Origin of the sequence: Streptomyces niveus, assembly GCF_001723055.1 — a bacterium.
GTDB lineage: Bacteria > Actinomycetota > Actinomycetes > Streptomycetales > Streptomycetaceae > Streptomyces > Streptomyces niveus.
On record NZ_MDCR01000185.1, the window covers coordinates 1 to 16,614 of the forward strand.

The 16,614-nt window shown below is 71.1% G+C and carries 22 protein-coding genes; all 22 read right to left on the reverse strand.

Annotation, left to right across the window (positions count from 1 at the left end; all coding sequences use genetic code 11):
* Window positions 1-264 (reverse strand): hypothetical protein (locus BHU15_RS21665; protein WP_069628721.1); only part of this gene is annotated, 264 nt, incomplete at its 3' end.
* Entirely contained in the window at window positions 261-719 is a 459-nt protein-coding gene (locus tag BHU15_RS21670; RefSeq protein WP_069628722.1) for a hypothetical protein, read from the reverse strand. The genes BHU15_RS21670 and BHU15_RS21665, both read right to left, overlap by 4 nt.
* A gap of 71 nt (window positions 720-790) precedes the next feature.
* On the reverse strand, window positions 791-1,378 hold the full coding sequence (locus BHU15_RS21675) for a hypothetical protein (RefSeq protein WP_069628723.1): 588 nt from the start codon (window positions 1,376-1,378) through the stop codon (window positions 791-793).
* Between the two features lie 111 nt (window positions 1,379-1,489).
* Window positions 1,490-2,674: a hypothetical protein gene (locus BHU15_RS21680; RefSeq protein WP_069628724.1), complete on the reverse strand. Its 1,185-nt coding sequence runs from the start codon at window positions 2,672-2,674 to the stop codon at window positions 1,490-1,492.
* Window positions 2,671-3,453, reverse strand: coding sequence for a glycosyltransferase family 2 protein (locus BHU15_RS21685; protein WP_079128291.1), 783 nt, complete (start codon window positions 3,451-3,453; stop codon window positions 2,671-2,673). The genes BHU15_RS21680 and BHU15_RS21685 overlap by 4 nt, the downstream gene beginning before the upstream one ends.
* Before the next feature lie 41 nt (window positions 3,454-3,494).
* Window positions 3,495-3,764, reverse strand: coding sequence for a hypothetical protein (locus BHU15_RS40235; protein WP_171908411.1), 270 nt, complete (start codon window positions 3,762-3,764; stop codon window positions 3,495-3,497).
* 290 nt (window positions 3,765-4,054) lie between these two features.
* A complete protein-coding gene (locus tag BHU15_RS40240; RefSeq protein ID WP_079128288.1) occupies window positions 4,055-4,591 on the reverse strand; it encodes a hypothetical protein in 537 nt (178 codons plus the stop codon).
* Window positions 4,588-4,980: an OmpA family protein gene (locus tag BHU15_RS21695; RefSeq protein WP_171908412.1), complete on the reverse strand. Its 393-nt coding sequence runs from the start codon at window positions 4,978-4,980 to the stop codon at window positions 4,588-4,590. The genes BHU15_RS40240 and BHU15_RS21695 overlap by 4 nt, the downstream gene beginning before the upstream one ends.
* Window positions 4,981-5,132: 152 nt before the next feature.
* Window positions 5,133-5,729: a hypothetical protein gene (locus BHU15_RS21700; RefSeq protein ID WP_141726852.1), complete on the reverse strand. Its 597-nt coding sequence runs from the start codon at window positions 5,727-5,729 to the stop codon at window positions 5,133-5,135.
* Between the two features lie 23 nt (window positions 5,730-5,752).
* Window positions 5,753-6,322 (reverse strand): hypothetical protein, encoded by a 570-nt coding sequence (locus tag BHU15_RS21705; protein ID WP_069628727.1) that lies wholly within the window; start codon window positions 6,320-6,322, stop codon window positions 5,753-5,755.
* Between the two features lie 19 nt (window positions 6,323-6,341).
* Entirely contained in the window at window positions 6,342-6,863 is a 522-nt protein-coding gene (locus BHU15_RS21710; RefSeq protein WP_141726853.1) for a hypothetical protein, read from the reverse strand.
* 87 nt (window positions 6,864-6,950) lie between these two features.
* Window positions 6,951-7,319, reverse strand: coding sequence for a hypothetical protein (locus BHU15_RS21715; protein ID WP_069628729.1), 369 nt, complete (start codon window positions 7,317-7,319; stop codon window positions 6,951-6,953).
* Window positions 7,316-7,822: a hypothetical protein gene (locus BHU15_RS21720; protein WP_069628730.1), complete on the reverse strand. Its 507-nt coding sequence runs from the start codon at window positions 7,820-7,822 to the stop codon at window positions 7,316-7,318. Before BHU15_RS21720 ends, BHU15_RS21715 begins: the two co-directional genes overlap by 4 nt.
* Window positions 7,819-8,448 (reverse strand): hypothetical protein, encoded by a 630-nt coding sequence (locus BHU15_RS21725; RefSeq protein ID WP_255293169.1) that lies wholly within the window; start codon window positions 8,446-8,448, stop codon window positions 7,819-7,821. Before BHU15_RS21725 ends, BHU15_RS21720 begins: the two co-directional genes overlap by 4 nt.
* A 225-nt stretch (window positions 8,449-8,673) precedes the next feature.
* Window positions 8,674-9,240 (reverse strand): hypothetical protein, encoded by a 567-nt coding sequence (locus BHU15_RS21730; RefSeq protein ID WP_107422894.1) that lies wholly within the window; start codon window positions 9,238-9,240, stop codon window positions 8,674-8,676.
* Window positions 9,230-10,771: a VirB4 family type IV secretion system protein gene (locus BHU15_RS21735; protein ID WP_069628774.1), complete on the reverse strand. Its 1,542-nt coding sequence runs from the start codon at window positions 10,769-10,771 to the stop codon at window positions 9,230-9,232. Before BHU15_RS21735 ends, BHU15_RS21730 begins: the two co-directional genes overlap by 11 nt.
* Window positions 10,768-11,232 (reverse strand): DUF6238 family protein, encoded by a 465-nt coding sequence (locus BHU15_RS21740; protein WP_069628732.1) that lies wholly within the window; start codon window positions 11,230-11,232, stop codon window positions 10,768-10,770. Before BHU15_RS21740 ends, BHU15_RS21735 begins: the two co-directional genes overlap by 4 nt.
* 59 nt (window positions 11,233-11,291) lie before the next feature.
* On the reverse strand, window positions 11,292-12,764 hold the full coding sequence (locus BHU15_RS21745; protein WP_069628733.1) for an SCO6880 family protein: 1,473 nt from the start codon (window positions 12,762-12,764) through the stop codon (window positions 11,292-11,294).
* Window positions 12,765-12,842: 78 nt separating this feature from the next.
* Window positions 12,843-14,210: an SCO6881 family protein gene (locus BHU15_RS21750; protein ID WP_069628734.1), complete on the reverse strand. Its 1,368-nt coding sequence runs from the start codon at window positions 14,208-14,210 to the stop codon at window positions 12,843-12,845.
* A 39-nt stretch (window positions 14,211-14,249) separates the two neighbouring features.
* Window positions 14,250-14,939: a hypothetical protein gene (locus tag BHU15_RS21755; protein ID WP_438284975.1), complete on the reverse strand. Its 690-nt coding sequence runs from the start codon at window positions 14,937-14,939 to the stop codon at window positions 14,250-14,252.
* Complete coding sequence (locus BHU15_RS21760; protein WP_069628735.1) at window positions 14,936-15,250, reverse strand: DUF6112 family protein; 315 nt, start codon at window positions 15,248-15,250, stop codon at window positions 14,936-14,938. Before BHU15_RS21760 ends, BHU15_RS21755 begins: the two co-directional genes overlap by 4 nt.
* 114 nt (window positions 15,251-15,364) lie before the next feature.
* Complete coding sequence (locus BHU15_RS21765; protein WP_069628736.1) at window positions 15,365-16,471, reverse strand: C40 family peptidase; 1,107 nt, start codon at window positions 16,469-16,471, stop codon at window positions 15,365-15,367.
* Between the last annotated feature and the right edge of the window lie 143 nt (window positions 16,472-16,614).

Here is a 16,614-nt window from a genome sequence, read left to right on the forward strand (position 1 = left end):
CTGCGGGCCTGTGCGCAGGGTGGGGTCGAGCGTGAGCGGGTAGCGGGCGGCGGTGAGCATGTCGGCGGCCCAGGAGGAGCGTTCGTTCTCCCACTCGGCGCCCAAGTCGAACGGCAGACGGATCCAGGGGCCGGACAGGGTGGGGAAGGTCAGGAACCCGGCCCGCCGGAGCAGGTCGGCGGCAAGAGTGTCGAGAGGACCGGTTGCTTCAACCTGACCGCCGTGCCTGCGGATGATGCGGATTCGCTCGGCGCCCGGCGTCACCGCGACCGACCGGTCGTGGGGGAGCGCAGGCGGACCGTGGGCGTGTGGCCCGGCACCGGCGGGACCGTACGCACGGACGGCGCTTGGGTGGTGGGGACCGGACGCTGCTGCGACGAACGGCCCGCGGCCTGCGCGATCCGGCTGCGCCGCTCGGAAAGCCCGTTCGGCAGGGCGGGAGTCGGCGGGCCTGCTGACTGGGCGGGATCGAGGGCGATGTCGGCGTGCACGGTGTATCCCTGGCGGCGCAGATCGTGGACGGCCTGCCGGGTACGGCGACGACCATCCCGGTCGGGGTCGGTGAGCCGGTAGAGGCCCGGGTCGCCGGGGACGGGCTCGAACTGGACACGGGTCAGGAACCAGTCGGCGAGGTGCGCGGGCAGAGCAGTGGTGGTGGCCGCGGCGACGAAGCCGTGGTCGGGGTGGGTACCGAAGACGAAATGGAGGGACGGATCCACAGGCGAAGGGGAACCTTTCTGCCAGGGACGGAGGGGAACAACAAGCAGGTGACGTACGGCAGTCCGCATGGTCAGCGGCGCCGGCCGGGCTCCGGCGGTCGCGGGGGGAGAACACCGGGCGCCCGGGTGCTCGGTGCAGCCGGCGGTGCGCCGGAGACGATGGCGGTGTCGACCGCGATCCAGATGCGGGTGCGGGTCTGGTCGACGGCCCGGCCGATGCGGTGGAGTGCGGGGAGAAGGCTCTGGGCGGGAAGTTGCCCCCAGGTTGGGGAGGGGCCGTCGAGAGTGAATGTGCTGGCCACCGGCTCGTCGAGGATGAACTGCAGTGCGGGGCCGTCCTCCTGGCCGATGAGGGCGTGGCACAGGGAGATGGCGGCGTGCCTGACGTCGCTGGCCCGTACGGGGGCTCCTGGGTGAAGCGGCCGGAGACGGGTGTCGATGCGCCGGGACGGCACCCGCTCTTGTGGTCGAACGGTGGCCTGGTAGGTGTGGTCGGCGGCCGAGAGGACCAGGCGGTGGATCGCGCCCACGCACTCGGCGAAATCGTCGCGGTCCAGGTCGGCCCAGCCGAGCGGCTGCTGTCCGCGGGTACTGGGGATCACCAGGCCGTCCAGGCTCTCCGCCGTGCCGGAGGGATGGTCCAGGGAGCACAAGGCCATGGCGCACACGTGGGCGGCGGCACGGGCGACATCCTCCTCGGTGAACGAGGCGTCCGCAGGGCACCGGGGTGGCAAGTCGAAGTGGAAATCGTCAGGCAGGGGGATCCCCTTCTAGGGCGTCAGAGGTGCGCGTTCGCCGGCCGGGCAGGGGAGCGCTGGTGTGGTGGTGAGCGGACGCGGGTGGGGCGCGGACAGGGCGATGTGCCCGCCGGGGACGGCGGCGCGGGCCTGTCGCTCGAACACCTCGCTGTCGGCGAGCCACGTCCCGATCGCCGGCAGGACCGCAGTGCCGAGCGTGCTGCGCACCCGCGACCACTCCTGGGCCGACAGGTCTGCGGGAACCGAGTACAGCTCCGCGCGCAGGGCGTTGAACTCCTCCCAGGTGTCCTGGCTGTTGGCGAGTGCGCCGCGCAGCCGGGACAGTGCGCCAGCGTCCTGTGGCCAGGGACTGGCTGCAGGCCGGCACCGGGCGAGCAGGAGCGGTGCGTGCTGGAGGACGTCACTGAAACCAAGCCAGGCGTCGTCGGCGAACGCCCGCTCCGCCTCCGCGTGCAGGCGTGAGCCGACGAGCGGTGTGCTGTCGCTGGACTGTTGGGACGCCTTGATCGTCTGAAGTGTGTCGTGCTCCGGACGGATCCGGTTCAGTGCGCTCATGACCGTGTCGAGCCGCCGGTGGTGCAAGGCCCGGCGGTAGGTCGGCAGGAAGGTATGGGCGACGGCGCGTGCGGCACGGTCCGCCTCGGAGGGCAGCACGATGCTGCGCGGCGCGTTCGGCTCCTGCCAGTTGTCGTCGTACTCCTCGGTGGCGAAGGCGCCCACGAGATAGCCGACGGAGTGACCGGGACGCTCGATCAGCAGCAGCTCGGTACCGGCATGGTTGCTCAGCACGACCGCGCAGGGAACGTGCTCGTGGAGCACCGCCTTCAGGAGGTCACCGCTGTCCCACAACGAGCCGACGAGATCCTCCTGCCAGTGCCGGCGGGGGAAGACGTTCACCGTGGCGCTCCAGTTGCCGGGCAGCCGGGCGGCCATGTCCGAGCCGATCTCGCCGAGGTAGGGGCGGCTGCTTATGCTGATGCTCGCCCTGTGCTGGTGGGCGCGGTGCACCAGGGCGCTGGCGGTGGCGCGGGTTGCCTGCTCCGGTGGGGCGGCGAAGGCCCCGCCGGGCAGGGGGCTGAACCCGGCTTCCCGCAGGGCATCTTGGGCCTGGGGGAACCTTGCCCCGGATGCGATGGCGACGAGGCCGTGGGTGCGGCTGGTCGAGAGGGTGATGTTCGCGATGGCCGGATTGGTCATGCCTGCCCTCCCGCGGCAGGCTCCAGCAGCCGGTCACCGAGCAAGGGCTTGGGCTGGTGGTCGCGCAGGGCGGAGCGCAGACTGCGGCCGTACTGCCAGGCGTGCTCCCGGGCCGCCGACTCCAGCTCGTCGTACCCGGGCTGGGCCGTGAGCTGCCCGGGGTGCTTGCGGTAGCGGTAGACGGGGACCGGCAGCAGGATCCCGGGAGCGAGGGTCGTTATGCCGACGGCCGTGCAGTAGTCCTCGCCCTGGACGAGGCCGCCCATCGGGGCCGCGCGCATCAGGTCGGTGCGGGCGAGGATGGTGGTCGGCCCGATGGGGATGGTGTCCGCCGGGGACTTCCAGTACGTCCACACGTCGCCGGCTTCATGCCGTCCGGGTGGCGTGGGGCATTCCCACAATCGGGTCGAACCGTCCGGGTGAAGATCCCGACTCCACCCGGCGCACCAGCCGACCCCGGTTGTCTGGAGGGTGTCGAGGCGCACGGCCATGGCGTTGTCGGTGAACTCGTCATCGTCGTCCGCCCAGTTGCTGTAGAGGGTGCGGCTCTGGGCGAGGGCGAGGTTGCGGGCGCAGGCGGCGCCGACGGGGCGGGGCAGGGCGAGGGTGCGCACGCGCGGGTCGGATGCGAGCGGTACGGGCAGATGCCGAGGGTCGGTGCCGTCGATGGCGATCACCGCCTCCCAGGGGACCGATTGCCGGGTGAGGCTTGTGTGCATGGCGGTCAGATAGTCGAGGCGGTCCTCACGCAGACGGGTGGCGATGACGACCGTGATCAGGGGCGTGGGCAGGAGAGCACTCCGGTGCTGTCGAAGGGGGCTTACCGGCTGGGCGCGGGCCCGGTGGGCGGGGACTTCAGCGGGCCCGGGGGAAGATCGGACGGTGCCGGAGACTGTCCCGGCGGCGGAATGTCCGGAGTCGGGGCGGGGTCGTACTCGGCGCGCAGAGCCTTGAGGTCGGCTGCGTCGGCGAGAGCCAGTACGGACAGGCTGTGGCTGGCCGCGGTCATCAGCATCTTGGGCGGGGAGTCGAGCTTCGCGCCGCGGTTCTGCCCGCGCCACTGGCCGGCGGCCAGGAGGTAGTCGCTCACGGCGCGGAGCGCGGGCTCGGCGGCGTCCAGCAGATGCCGGGTGACGGCACTGGCCTCGGCAGGGGTCTGAGCCGCCGCGAGCGCCGTCAGGTACGGGGTGAGGTCGGGTGTCGGCAGGGCCTCGTCCGGCAGCGGGTGCTTTTTGAGGAACGGCTTCGCGTCCCGGCTCGCCCAGCGCAGCAGGTCGCCACGGGTGGCGATGCCGTAGCGGGCGGCTGCGATCTGCTCGGCGTCGCGGCCGACGTTGTCGTACAGCTCGAAATCGGGGTGGGTCAGGGGAACTTCCTTCTTCAGCGGACGTGTGGTGCGTGCCCGGATGGGATGTGGACGGGACGACCGTCGGCGAGGGGCAGAGCGTTGGGCGTGCCGGCCGCCGGTTGTCCTGTCCGAGCGGTGGCGTTGTTGCGGCGTACGGCGGTCAGGGCGTGCTGGTAGCGGGGGAGCAGGCGGCGGGCCACGGCTGCCGCGGCGCGGGGCGGGTCGCCGGGTACTGCGATGCCATTCGGTTCGTCCACACCGTCGAAGTGGTGGAACTCGATGCGGGGTTGCAGTGGTGCGGCGAGGAACTGGCCGTGTTTGAGGGGGCGTTCGATGACGTACAGCCGTTGCCCGTGGGGTCCGTTCAGTTCGGCGTCGTGGCGGAGGACGAATTCGCTGACGGCCCAGTGGACGTGCCCGAGGTCCCACACCTGGTGGGCGAGCGCGAACTGCTCGGGGTAAGTAGCGTGCTGGTGGTAGTGGCTGGTCCAGGTGCCGGGCAGGCGGGCGGCGAGGGCGGCGGCGAAGCCAGACAGGCCCGTCGGGCGGTGGGTACTTATCCGGCTCACCTCCCGTGGTGGTAAGTGAGAGTCACCCGCCGGTTCTGCTTCCGCCCGGCATCGTCATCGTTGTCCGCGACGGGCCTGGCTTCGCCGTATCCCCGGGCGGTGACCTTCACCGTGTTCGGCAGGTGCCGGCGCAGCACGCGCGTGACGGCGTCGGCGCGCTGCTGGGACAGGACCAGTCCGTGCGAGGCGGAGCCGAGGTTGTCGGTGTGACCGGCCACGGCCACGGCGCGCGATCCGGCTGCCCGGATCGTCCGGGCCGCTTCGGTGATCCGGCGCTCCGCGCCGGCGGAGAGACGCGCGCTGTCCTTGCCGAACAGGATTCCGGCGGAGAGCGCCAACGCCACGCGGTCGCCGGTTTCCTCCCGGCGGACCCCGGAACTCCCGGTCACCTCCGAGATCTTGTGTACCACGGTGATGACCCGGTGGGAGGGAGCGGTCGCGGAAGGGTCCGTATCGACGGAGTGGGCAGGACCGCCCGTCGCCGAGGTGAGGAGTACCAGGCCCAGTACGACCGGAGTTCGCTGTCGGGAGTGGGGGTTTTTCATCGGGCGGTTTCGAGGGGGATGGTGGAGTTGGGGAACGTCGGGAGCTGGAAGTCGACGCTGCGTACGCTGGCGGGCGGGGCGGGGAACTGGGCGAAGACGGGCACGGTTTCGCCGGGCTTGAGGGCGCGCAGGGCGGTGGAGCACAGGCAGCCGCCCGCGGTGTCGCGCAGCACGTTGTACCGCACGTTGTGGGCGGTGTCGGTGAGAGTGGCGCCGGCCAGGCTGTGCATGCGGCCCTTGATCGAGGCGTCCGTGCCGCCGTAGGCACTTATCCCGAAGAAGACTTTGGCACCGGTGTTCTTCAGGGTCGCGGAGACGGTGACGCTCTTGCCGGAGGCGGCGCGCTCGACCCCGGTGATGGTCAGGACGATGCTGTCCCGTCCGGTCACCTGGGCCAGGACACGGCCACTGTTGTCGTCCGGTGCAGCCGTCTGTGCGGGGGCGGACGACTGATCAGGTGCCGGAGCCCCGGGGCGGGACTCGGATGATCGGTCCGCCCGAGGGCCGGAGTTGTCGCTGGTGGTGCAGGCGGTGAGGGCCAGGCTGCCGGCGCCGAGGACGGCGGCAGCGCGAAGGATGGCTCGTACGGTCACAGGGTGTGGTTCTCCGGGGGTGTTCAGCGGGCCGGGTTCGGCCCGCAAGGAGTCGGTACTGCGGGCGGCAGCGTGCCGGCCGTCGCGTGAGCGGCTATCTCCGACGGTGTCGGCGGACGACGGGGAGGATCATCCACGTGGTCGGCGTCGTGGTTCATGTGCTGTGCGGCGGCGGCCAGTTGGGCGCTCGCGTCACGGAGGGTCTGCTCCAGGCCATGGCGGGTCCGGTGGACGGCGGCCTGCTGTTCCTCGGTCGGCTCGTACGCGTCGAGCGTGTGCAGGGCGCCGAGCTGGGCGACGGCCTGTCCGAGTCCGGCGAGCGCGAGGGCGACGGGGATCGCGGCGCGGGCTGCGGCGGCGGTGCCGCGGCGCAGTTCCGGGGTGTGCAGGCGGGGTCGGCGTACGGCTTCGTCGAGCTGCCACGTCACCGCGTAGGTCAGGTCGGCGAGCAGATCCGCGAGGTTGGACGTCTCGTCGCCGAGTCTGCCCTGCAGATACCCGGCGGGCGCGGAGGCCGCGGCGGCCACAGCACGGGCACGGTCCCCGAGACGGACGGCCACCACCCGCAGATGGGCGGGGTTGTCGAGATCCAACGGGCAATCACTCCAAGAGTCAGCGGCTGCGACCGCGGGGAGAGGAAGACACCGCCGCGACGGGGAGCGTCGTGAGAGCCGCAGGTGCGACCGGTGTCTGTGCGGCCAGCAATCGATGGGCATCCGCGCGGAGTTGCCGGGCGGCGGCGAAGAGTTGGGCGCGCGCCTGGGTGATGTGGCCGTCCAGCACGGTGCGCGTGTGCTGGAGGTCCTCCGCGTGCCCGGGGCCCGGTCGGTTGTGGGTGAGGTGGTGCAGGTGCCCGGTGGCGGTGACCGCTTCGCCGAGCGCGGCGAGGGCGCGGCCGGTACGGGTGGCGGCGCGGGCCAGTGCGGCGGTGCCCTCCCGCAGCTGCGGCGTGTACTGGCTGGGGTACCGATGGGCCTGGCGGTCGCGCGTGGCGATGGTGTAGGCGAGGTAGGTGAAGTGGCGGGTCAGGTCCCGGATCGCGTCCTCCAGGTCCTCGCCCGTACCTGATCTGGGTTCCGGAGAGAGTTGTGTGGTGAGGGGGAGGCGGTCGGCGATGCCCGCGAGTTCGTTCATGACCATGTGCAGGTGGCCGGCCTCGTCGAAGTCAACGGCCAGTGGTGGCCTCCAGGGGATCGGCGGAACTCTTCCCGTCCGGCGGGCTTAGCGGCGGCGGCTTGGCGCACCCTGCGGCGTAGGTACGGCGGTGGCCTTCGAGTGCGTGGCCCGTACGGGCGGTTCGGGAGATGGTGTGGTGCGGGCGCGCATGCGGTCGGCGGCGAGGTGCAGGTCCTCGTTCAGCCGCCGGATGTCGACGGCGGCTTCGTCGAAGTCGTGGGCGAGGTCGAATCCGTCGTCCGCGTCGGACTCCTTGGCCTTCTCACCGGCCGCTTCGAAGAAGTCCGCGAGGCGTTCGAGGGCGCCGTCGACCGGATCAAGGATCTGGTTGACCAGGTCGGCGGCCTGGTCGTGGGACTCGGCGGCGTTGAGCCGGTCGGTCAGGGCGAGGAGGTGCTGTCCGTGCTCGCTCACAGGCCGGGGAGGTGGACTTGACCGGCAGCGGCTTCGGTCCAGCCGAAGGCGACGCGTTCCAGTTCGCCGAGGTAGACGATGTCGGGATAGGCGCGGAAGGCGTCCGCCCGCAGGTCGGCGTACTCCTGGATCTCGGAGTCGGCCTGGTCGACGCGTGCCCGGTTGCGCCGGGAGAGCCGGCTCCATTGCAGGACGTCGGAGTCGGTGGCGCGGTCCATCCACACCCAGATCCCGTTGCCGAGCTTCAGGATGTCCTGCGGGTGGAAGAGGGATCCGTTGCGCCGGCGGCGGGGGTTGCGGTGTTCGCCGAAGCCCGTGACCAGGCACTGGGCCAGGGTGTCCAGGGCGGCGGCCCTCAGGCCCGGATCGAGATCATCACGGGCGAGCTGATCACGCACCGCGTCGGTGAGCTGGTTCTTGTGGAACCGCCCGTCGGCGTCGGTGAGATCGACCGCGCTCTGCTCGACGATGCCCCGCAACCGTATGAGAGCGGGGGCGGTCACGGCAGGTCACGCTCCTGCCAGACCTGGTCCATCTCCGTCAGCGCCGTCATGGCGTGCGCGATCGTCTCCCGCGTGATGGGCCCCGACCCGGCGAACGCGGGGTCGTACCGGGAGAACGTACGGGTGCCACGGGCCTGGGCCAGCGGGGGAACCAGCTCGTCCAGCAGCCGGGTGGCGACCCGCCGCTGCCGCTTGTCCTCCTCCACGCGCTCGGTGCGCTCCGCCCACGCCCCGGTCAGCGTCAGGGCGCCCTCGACGACGCGTTCGGCCAGCTCCGGGTCCTCTTCCCGCAGCCGGTTGAGCTGTACCTCGGCGGAGCTGGCCTTGGCCTTGTTCTCCCGGGCGAGGGTGTACGCCTCGTCCAGGCCCATGGCGCCGCTGATGACCGGGTCCACGAGGTCCGCGGCGTGCAGCAGCACAATGTTGGCCTGGCTGATCCGCCCCAGGGACAGGCCCGTCTGTTCAGAAACTGAGCGTGTGGTCTGCTCAGAGTCTGAGCGCGGTGGTTGCTCAGAAACTGAACGGGCCTTCGCGGAGATCATCGCCGCCTGCCCCTTGCTGATGTTGCGGCGGCGAAGGTTCACGGCGAGGGCGTAGCCGCTCGGGTCGTCTCCCTCGTAGGTCACGAACGCCGGTTCGACGGAGGCGGCTTCGCAGGCCCGGAGCCTGCCACGCCCGTCGAGGAGGCGGCCCTGGGGATCCAGAACGATGGGGTGGAGCAGGCCACGTTCCCGGATGTCGTCGGCGAGGGCGCGCAGCTCGTCTTCGTCGAGTGGTGGAAAGAGCGCGGTGATGGGATGAGCTTCGATGATGGGACTCCTGGTGGCGTGGAAAGCGGGGAGGTACGGCGGTCAGCGGTGGCGGGCGCTCCGCCCAGGCGGGGGCGCCGGGCTCTGCTGCCGGGAGGGTTCGGGGAAGAAGCGGTGGAGTTCGAGGTGGTTGTTGAGTTCCGTGGCCGCGTCGCCGAGCGATTCCGAGGTGCGCCGCAGATAGGCGCGGGCTGTGGCGTGGTCGATGACCATGCGCTTGTCCCGGTAGCGCCGGTCGGTCGCCTCGGCCGGCCGGGGCAGCGAGAGCGCGGTCTCGGCTGTCTCGGCGAAGTGCGGCGCTGCGTTGCTCGACATGGTGGCCGCTGTGGCGAGGTGGGTGAGGACGGCTAGGCCGGCGCGGGTCGTGCTGTGAGGACTTTGGGCGAAGTCAGCCGTCAGCCGTACGACGTCGCAGGAAAGATCCTGTCCGGCGGCGGCATGCTGGACCAGGTCGGCGTACGCCGGGGTGCTCGGGACGTGACCGGTGTCGTCCAGCAGCTGCCACCGCTCGGCGGCGTCGAGGAGTGTGGCCTTCATCCCGTCGAGCACGCCGATGAGGCGCAGGACTTCGCCGCGGGGTATCAGCTGGCGCCGGGCATCAGGATTCATGAGCGTGCGGACCTTCTCGGTGCATGCGGGCGTCGGTGTCGAAGAGCGCCAGTTCGTGGGGGTGGAGCTGGTGTTGGACGATGAAGGACCGGCCGGCGACTTTCCACAGGCCCCTGCTGCGGTTGAGGTGGGCGATGGCGTCCATTTCGATGCCGGTGAGGCCGAGGAGGGAGGCGGCGGCGTGGAGCTGGTCGGTTTCCTGGCGGTAGATGATGCGGGTGGAGCAGTCGGCGAGGAGCCCTTCGGCCAGGGCGCGGCCCTGTGATCCGGCGTCGCCGGCGGTGAGGAGGTCGGACAGCCGGTGGATGACCATGAGGTTGGCGATGCCGAGGCCGCGGGAGAGTTTCCACTGGGCCTGCATGCGCTGGAGGAGGCCGGGGTGGCGCATCAGGCGCCACGCTTCGTCGTAGATGATCCAGCGCCTGCCGCCGTTCGGGTCGGTGAGAGCGGATTCCATCCAGGCGCTCGCGCAGGTCATCGCGAGGACGAGGGCGGTGTCGTCGCCTGAGCCGCCGAGGCGGGACAGGTCGATGGTGAGCATCGGCGCGGCGGGGTCGAACATCACGGTGGAGGGGGCGTCGAACATGCCGGCCAGGTCACCGTGGACCAAGCGGCGCAGGGCGTGCGCCAGATCGCGGGCCGCGTCGCCGAGGTGCCCGGACATCATCCCCGCCGCCTCGTCCAGCCCGGACGGGTTGTTGAGCGCGGTGGCGACATCACCGAGCAGCGGGACCCGGTTGCTGCCGGTGGCGTGGGTGACGACGGTGTCCAGCGCGACGTCGAGCGCGGTGTGCTCCATCGGCATCAGATCCCTGCCGAGGACGGTACGGGCCAGTGAACCGAGCAGCAGCAGACGGCGTTTGCGGATCTCGCCCGCCCAGTCCGTCTCCGATACGGAGGCAGGGCGCGGCGCCGCGTCCAGCGGGTTCAGCTTCCCCGGCAGACCGGGTCCGAGGGCGACGGAGGCGCCGCCCAGCGCGCTCGCGACCGGGGTCCATTCGCCCTTCGGGTCGCACGGGACGTAGACGCGGTAGCCGAACGCGACGGAGCGCAGCGCGAAGGACTTGGCCAGGGCGCTCTTGCCCTGGCCGATCACCCCGGCCAACAAGACGTTGGGGTTGGTGAACCCTTCGATCTTCCCGTACAACGAGAATGGGTCGAACACGAACGATGCTTCCGCGTGGACGTCACGGCCGATGTAGATGCCTTCCGCGCCAAGCCCGCCCTCGGCGAGGAACGGATACGCCCCGGCGGCGACGGCGGTCGTCATCCGGTGGGCCGGCAGGCGCAGCCGGTTCCCGCGTGCGGAATTCAGTCCGGGACGTCCGCCCGGCGGATAAAACGGTGCGGGGTTCTCGTTCTCCGCCGGCGCGGTGCCCGCCGTGTTGACGGTGGCTTCCGTACGGGCCTTGGCGGTGGCTTCGGCGAGCCGTCGGCGCGCTGCCTTCCTGCTCGCGCGGTCGGTTCCGTGTGGGGTGAACAGCGGACTGGCGGAGGCGCGCCGGGCCCGGCGAGAGGGGCGGTGGTTCACCGGGCACACGCTGTGGTGTGGCCGTGGAGCGGGGTGTTCAGATCGGTGGGGGTGGCCTTGCGGCGGATCGCGTGGCCGGCGGCGAGGTGCCGCTGGCAGATGGTCAGCACCGGCGGGCCCTCCGGCAGCCGCTCCGGATCGCACTCCGACGACTCCAGGGTTCCGGTGTTGTGGGGGAGAAGGTGGAAGGCGTCGTGGACGGCGGTCGTGGCCTGCCACAACCGGGCGTGGGCGGTGGCCAGTTGACGGCCCGCAGCCGGGTGGGGTGGCTGGGTGGACTCGGTGATCCGGTCGAGGAGCCGGTGCAGCGCCGTGAGATGGGCGTGGAGTACGTCCAGATGCACGCGACCCACCGGTTGCGGCGGCACGGCCCGTTCCAGGGCGCGGGTGTGGTGGCGGATACCGGCGGTCGCGGCCCGCAGATAGGGGTGGGCGTCGTCGGGACGCGGGGGAGAGGTCAAAGGGGTTCCTTCCTGCCGGAGGGCAGGGATATCGGCGCTGGCGGAGCGGTGCCTGGTCGTCAGAGTGCGGTGCGGGCCAGGGGGAGGGCGGCGAGGGTGAAGGCGTCGGGCTGCTGGAAGTTGAGCCGTCTCAGGTCGACGCCGGCGGTGACGGCGGCGGTCTCGATCTGCGCGCACGCCGCGTCCAGGAGCTGGTCGGTGTCGGCGGTGACGGTGACCAGCCCGGTCAGGGCGACATCGGCGTGTCCGGCGATCAGCTGACGTTCGCGCTGTTTGACGTCCGCGTACTCGACGGAGTCCTCTTCGCTGTCGACCTGCCCGCGACGGGTACGTTCGTTGGCGTCGGCGATGATCGCGGACTTCCTCCGCTGGACGTCCCGCAGTGCGGACTCCAGCCCCTGCGGCACGTAGATGAGGGACAGGGTGCGGCGGATCCCGGCGGTGAACATCAGCCCGTGGAGGAATCCGGCACCCATCTCGGTGCGCGGCCAGTTCTCCACCCAGTACGTGGCATGCCGCGCGGTGTCGGTGGCCAGCCGGTCGTACTCCTCGAACTGCACGACGGGCCCGGCGGCTGCCGGGTCTGCCTCCGCCCGCCCGGACTGCGACCACTGCTGAAGTGCCGAGAGCGCTTTCGGGTCGTAGGCGGTACGGATGACGGCCGCGACCTCCCGCGAACTCAGCCACCCGGTCACCATGAGTCCGGCGTTGCGGGCGGCCTGCGCGATCGAGGCGGTGGTCTGCTCCATCACCGTGAACGCCCCAGGCAGTCCGCCGCCGGCCTGCGAGACCAGACGCCTGGCGGCCTTGAGGTCGAGGCTGATGGCGAGGTAGGTCTCGTGCGGGGCGGCTGCCGGTCCGGCGGCATCAACGAGTTCGGCGTAGACCTGCCCGGCAACCGGTGCTCCGGCCTGGCCGTGCTGTGCCCAGTGGCGGGTCAGGGTGTCGCCGGAGTCGGGGACGGTGCGCTCCAGGACCTGCACGGTGGCGACGTGCCCGGTCCGGGCGATACCCGCCAGGGTGCGTCCCCATCCGTTGACCTGGTGGTTCTGAGTGGCCGGGTCGAGCAGGACGAACGCCCGGGAGGAGACACGGGCAATCGCGGTCAGGGTCTGCTGGTGCGGGTCGTGCACAGCGGCGGCGCCGTTGGCGGAGTCGCCCGGGGTGACCACACGCAGCGAGGCGGTCGTGCCCGGAAGGTGCAGGACACCGTCACGCCGGGGCCGGGTGACAGGGCGGGCGAGCCACAGAATCTGGCCGGTGCGGCGGCGGTGCGCGTAGCGGGCGACGACCGGCGCCCAGTCGACCAGGGACCGGCCGTGGCGGCGGATTGTGATCAGTGCGGCGACCGTGGCCCACAGGGGTGTCAGGGCGAGGGCGCCGAGGAGCCCGGTGGAGACGACCGCGACCAGCAGCAGCGCCAACGTGGCGGAGACGAGGACGAGTTGGGGCAGCGAAAGGCCGAGGAGGATGCCCCGGCGGGAGCGGTGCGGGAACTTCACCGTGACCGGAGCGGCGGAGGGAGAAGACAAGAGGCAGGTCCTGGGAGTGCGGGTGGAGCCTGGGGACGGGACGCGCCGAGCACGTCCCGCCCCTGGAAGCGGGGTTGGTCAGAGGCCGGTCGGTGGAGGAGGCGGTCCGGCCGTGCCAGTGGTTCCGGCGGACTGTGAGCCGGGAGACGGAGGTGCGCCCTGCGGGGGCGGAGCCGTGGTCGGCGGGGCGGACCAACCGGGCGCCTGGCCGGAGGCAGCGCCTGCTCCCGAACCGCTGCCCAATCCGCCGCTCATGTCGTCGGCCAGGCTGGTCGGCGCTGGTTGAACGGCTTTCTCCAGGCCGGACTTGAGGGCGTCACCGCCTGGGGAGAGTCCCGTCCCGCCGCTCTGCGAACCGCCCTGGCTATCGCTATTGCTGGTGGGGTTGGCGGCGATGTCGCCGGGGAAACCACCCCCACCACTGCTGGAGGGGTCGGGGCCCTGGGCGGCGCCTGCTTCGGCTCCGGCTGCCGCGCCGCCGGTGGCGGCGGTCGTGGCCAGGGAGGCGGCCTTGCGTGCTGCCTTCTCGGCGTGCTGTTTGGCGAGCTGGGCGCCGGCTCCGCCGGTGCGGTGGATCGACTCGCCGTCGGTGCCTTCGGCTGCCCAGTGCACGAACTTGAACGTCGCGTACGGGCAGAGCAGGACCAGGAGCATGATGACGATGCCGGACATGACGTCCGCGAGGGCGGCCATGCCGTCTTTGGAGTCGGTGTTGCCCATTGCGGCGATACCGAGTACGAAGATCACGGTCATCAGCAGCTTGGAGACGACGAGGGTGGCGGTGGCCTCGATCCAGCCGCGGCGCCAGCGGCGTGCGGCTTCCCAGCCGCCGCCGGCTCCGGCGAACACGGCGAGGGTGACCATGACGAGGATGCCGACCTTGCGGACCATCATCACGCACCAGTACATCAGTGCGCCGATCGCGGCACCGAGTGCGGTGATGCTGGGGATCATCCAGCCCAGCCCGGACAGGGCCCCGAGCTGGGAGACTTTGACGATGCGCCGTACGGCGGTCTCGATCGACAGGTTCGCGGCCTTGAACAGGCCGTCAGAGAGGGCGTCGACCACTTCGATGGCGACGGTGGTCAGGGCGATGGCGCAGAACGCGAACAGCACCCCGCCGGCCGTGCCGGTGAACGCCTGCGCCAGGGCCTGCCCGTCGCGTTTGACGGCAGCCCGTACGAGCTGCGCGCAGAAGGTGGCGACGAGGACGATGAGGCCGATCGGCAGCAGCATCGCGTAGTTGTCGCGGAACCATCCCGCGTTGAGATCGGGGGTGGTGGTGGCGTTGACGGCGGTGGCGGCGAGGTCGGACGCGGCGGCGGCGAGTTCACCGGAACTCTTTGCGATCCAGTCGCCGATCGCCTTGCCCGGGTCGGAGGCGAAGGTGGCCGCGTCGCCGACGGCACAGAGTGTGTCCGTCAGCGGAAGATCACAGAAGGCCACGAGAGTTGGTCCTCCTTCCTGCGTGTCGGCTGGGCGGGGTCACTGGGTGACGGAGGGGGCGAGGGCGGCCAGGGTGCAGTCGTGGTCGGGGCGGCACTGCACGGCGAGGGTCACCGCTCGCTCCTCCGCCCCTGCTCCGTCCTTCGCCCAGCCGATCCGCTGGGTGCCGTTGACGGTGACGATGTAGATGTACGCCTCGGTGATCGCCGACGGATCGTCCGCGAGGGCTTGCTTGAACGCGGAGGGGAAGTGGCCCTCGGTGACCGTGGCGGTCGCGTGCTGGTCCTGATCCGCCATACGCGACCACAGCAGCGGATCGGGCACCTGGCCGGAGACGGACTCCCAGTCGGCGTACTGTGTCTCCTCGGTCATCCACGCCCGCATGCCGGCGAGTTGCTGATCACGGCTGGTGGTGCGGGTGTCGTAGGACCAGAGTATGACGGCCGCCGCCTTCGCGAAGGCGACCGGCTCGGCGATCTGCGCAGGTGCGGACACCGAACCGCCTCCCGTTGTGGTGGAGGGCTTCGGGGTGGGTATCTCTGCTGAGGAATCGCTCGTGGTGCCGGGGGTGCTGGAGCTGTTGTGCTGGTCGGTGCGGCCGGTGAACCAGGCGACCGTCGCGGCGACGGCGAGCAAGGCGGTGATGACGAGCGCGACGATGAGGATGCGGCGGTTGGCCGACCAGCCGATCCCGTAGCCGCCGAGCGCGGGGAAGCGGTTCAGTTTCACTGGACCTGCTCCCCCAGCGCGGAGAAGAACTGGACGATGCCGTTGGCGGCACCCAGCCCGAGCGCGGCGCCGGCCGCGACGACGGCGCCCTTCTTGCCGTTGGCCTCGGCCTGGTGGCCTCCGGAGTGATGGCCCCAGGCCCACACACCCAAGGAGACGGCGAGCGCGCCGACGACGGCGACGATCCCGAACAGGTTGATCGAGTTGACGACGTTCTTCAGTACGGCCAGGCCCGGCAGACCGCCGTCCGATGGCGTGATGCCCGGGTCGTACGCGAGATGCCGCAGACGGTCAGCGAGAAACAGGGGAATGACGAACTCCTTGCGTACGCGGGTCAGATGAAACCGGCGGCGAGTGAAACGAAAGGCGGGGGCGAGGGCGCCCGGCGGGACGAGCCCCGAGCCGTGTCTGGGTGGCGTGTGGCGTCAGAGGACGCGGCGGACCGTGAGGACCGTCCAGTCCTTCAGCGGTGTGATCCGTACGGGCTTACCGGTCCTGGGCGCCTCGATCACGAGGCCCTCGCCCATGTACAGGCCGACGTGCTCGGGCCGAGTAGCGGTGCCGCGGCTGAAGATCAGGTCACCGGGCATAAGGGCCTTCGCCGAGACGGCTCTGCCTTCGTTGACCTGGGTGTATGTGGTGCGGGTGAGGGTGACGCCGGCGTGTTTGTACGCCTGCTGCGTCAGCGAGCTGCAGTCGCAGCGGCCCATCGGATCGGGGCCGTGCGCGTTCGTGCAGGTGCCGCCCCACTGGTAGAGCGTGCCGAGCCGGCCCATCGCCCACCGGATCGCCCGCCGGGCCTCGGCCGGGGCGTCCTCCGGGATGGCGTATCCCTTCGGCACGCTGCCCTCGGGGATCCGCCCGTACCCGGAGCCATCCTCGCCCGGCTCACACCCCGAGACGTCCGCAGGGTCGGTCCCGTTGTTGCCGGTGTTCGGGAAGGTGCGGGCGATGGCTTCCTGGAGGGCGGTCGCGAGGTCTTCCCACTGCGCGTACGCGTCCGGGTAACCGGACTGCTGCACGGCCTGGGCCGCCTGGGTGACGGTCAGCTGCTGCCACCCGTCCACCTTCAACAGGCGTTGGTAGAACTTCTCGCTCGCGTGGATCGGGTCGCGGATCTGCTGCGCGGTGCCCCAGCCCTTGGACGGGCGCTGCTGGAACAGCCCGAGCGAATCGCGGTCGCCGGAGGCGAGGTTGCGGAGCCGGGATTCCTGTATCGCGGCGGCGAGCGCGACGATCTGCCCGCGGTCGGGCACCTTGAGGCCGATGCCGGTGGCGACGATCTTCTGCGCGTTGGGGACCTGCTCGGCGGGCAGGTCCAGGCCCGGGATTCGGACCGTGTCACTGTCCGCTCCGTCGAGGAGTTTGGTGACCTGCTCGGTGATTCTGTCGGTGTCGACGGTGCTGGTGCATCCGGTGAACTGGCCGCCCTCTTGGGCGGCTTCGCCCGCAGAGGCCGCCATCAGAGCGGCACCGGTCAGGAGGAGAGGGGAGAGGCAGAGGACGCCGATACCGGCGGCTATGCCCTTCAACCCGGCCCGTTCAGCAGGGGAATCCGGGCCGTGGGCATCGGCGGGCAACGAGACGTCACAGGACCGTCCTTCGGGAGGCGTTGACGGGGGATGGGTGCCGGACCGAGAAGCCCATCAGCAGGCGGCGCTTGCCGGGCGGTTCA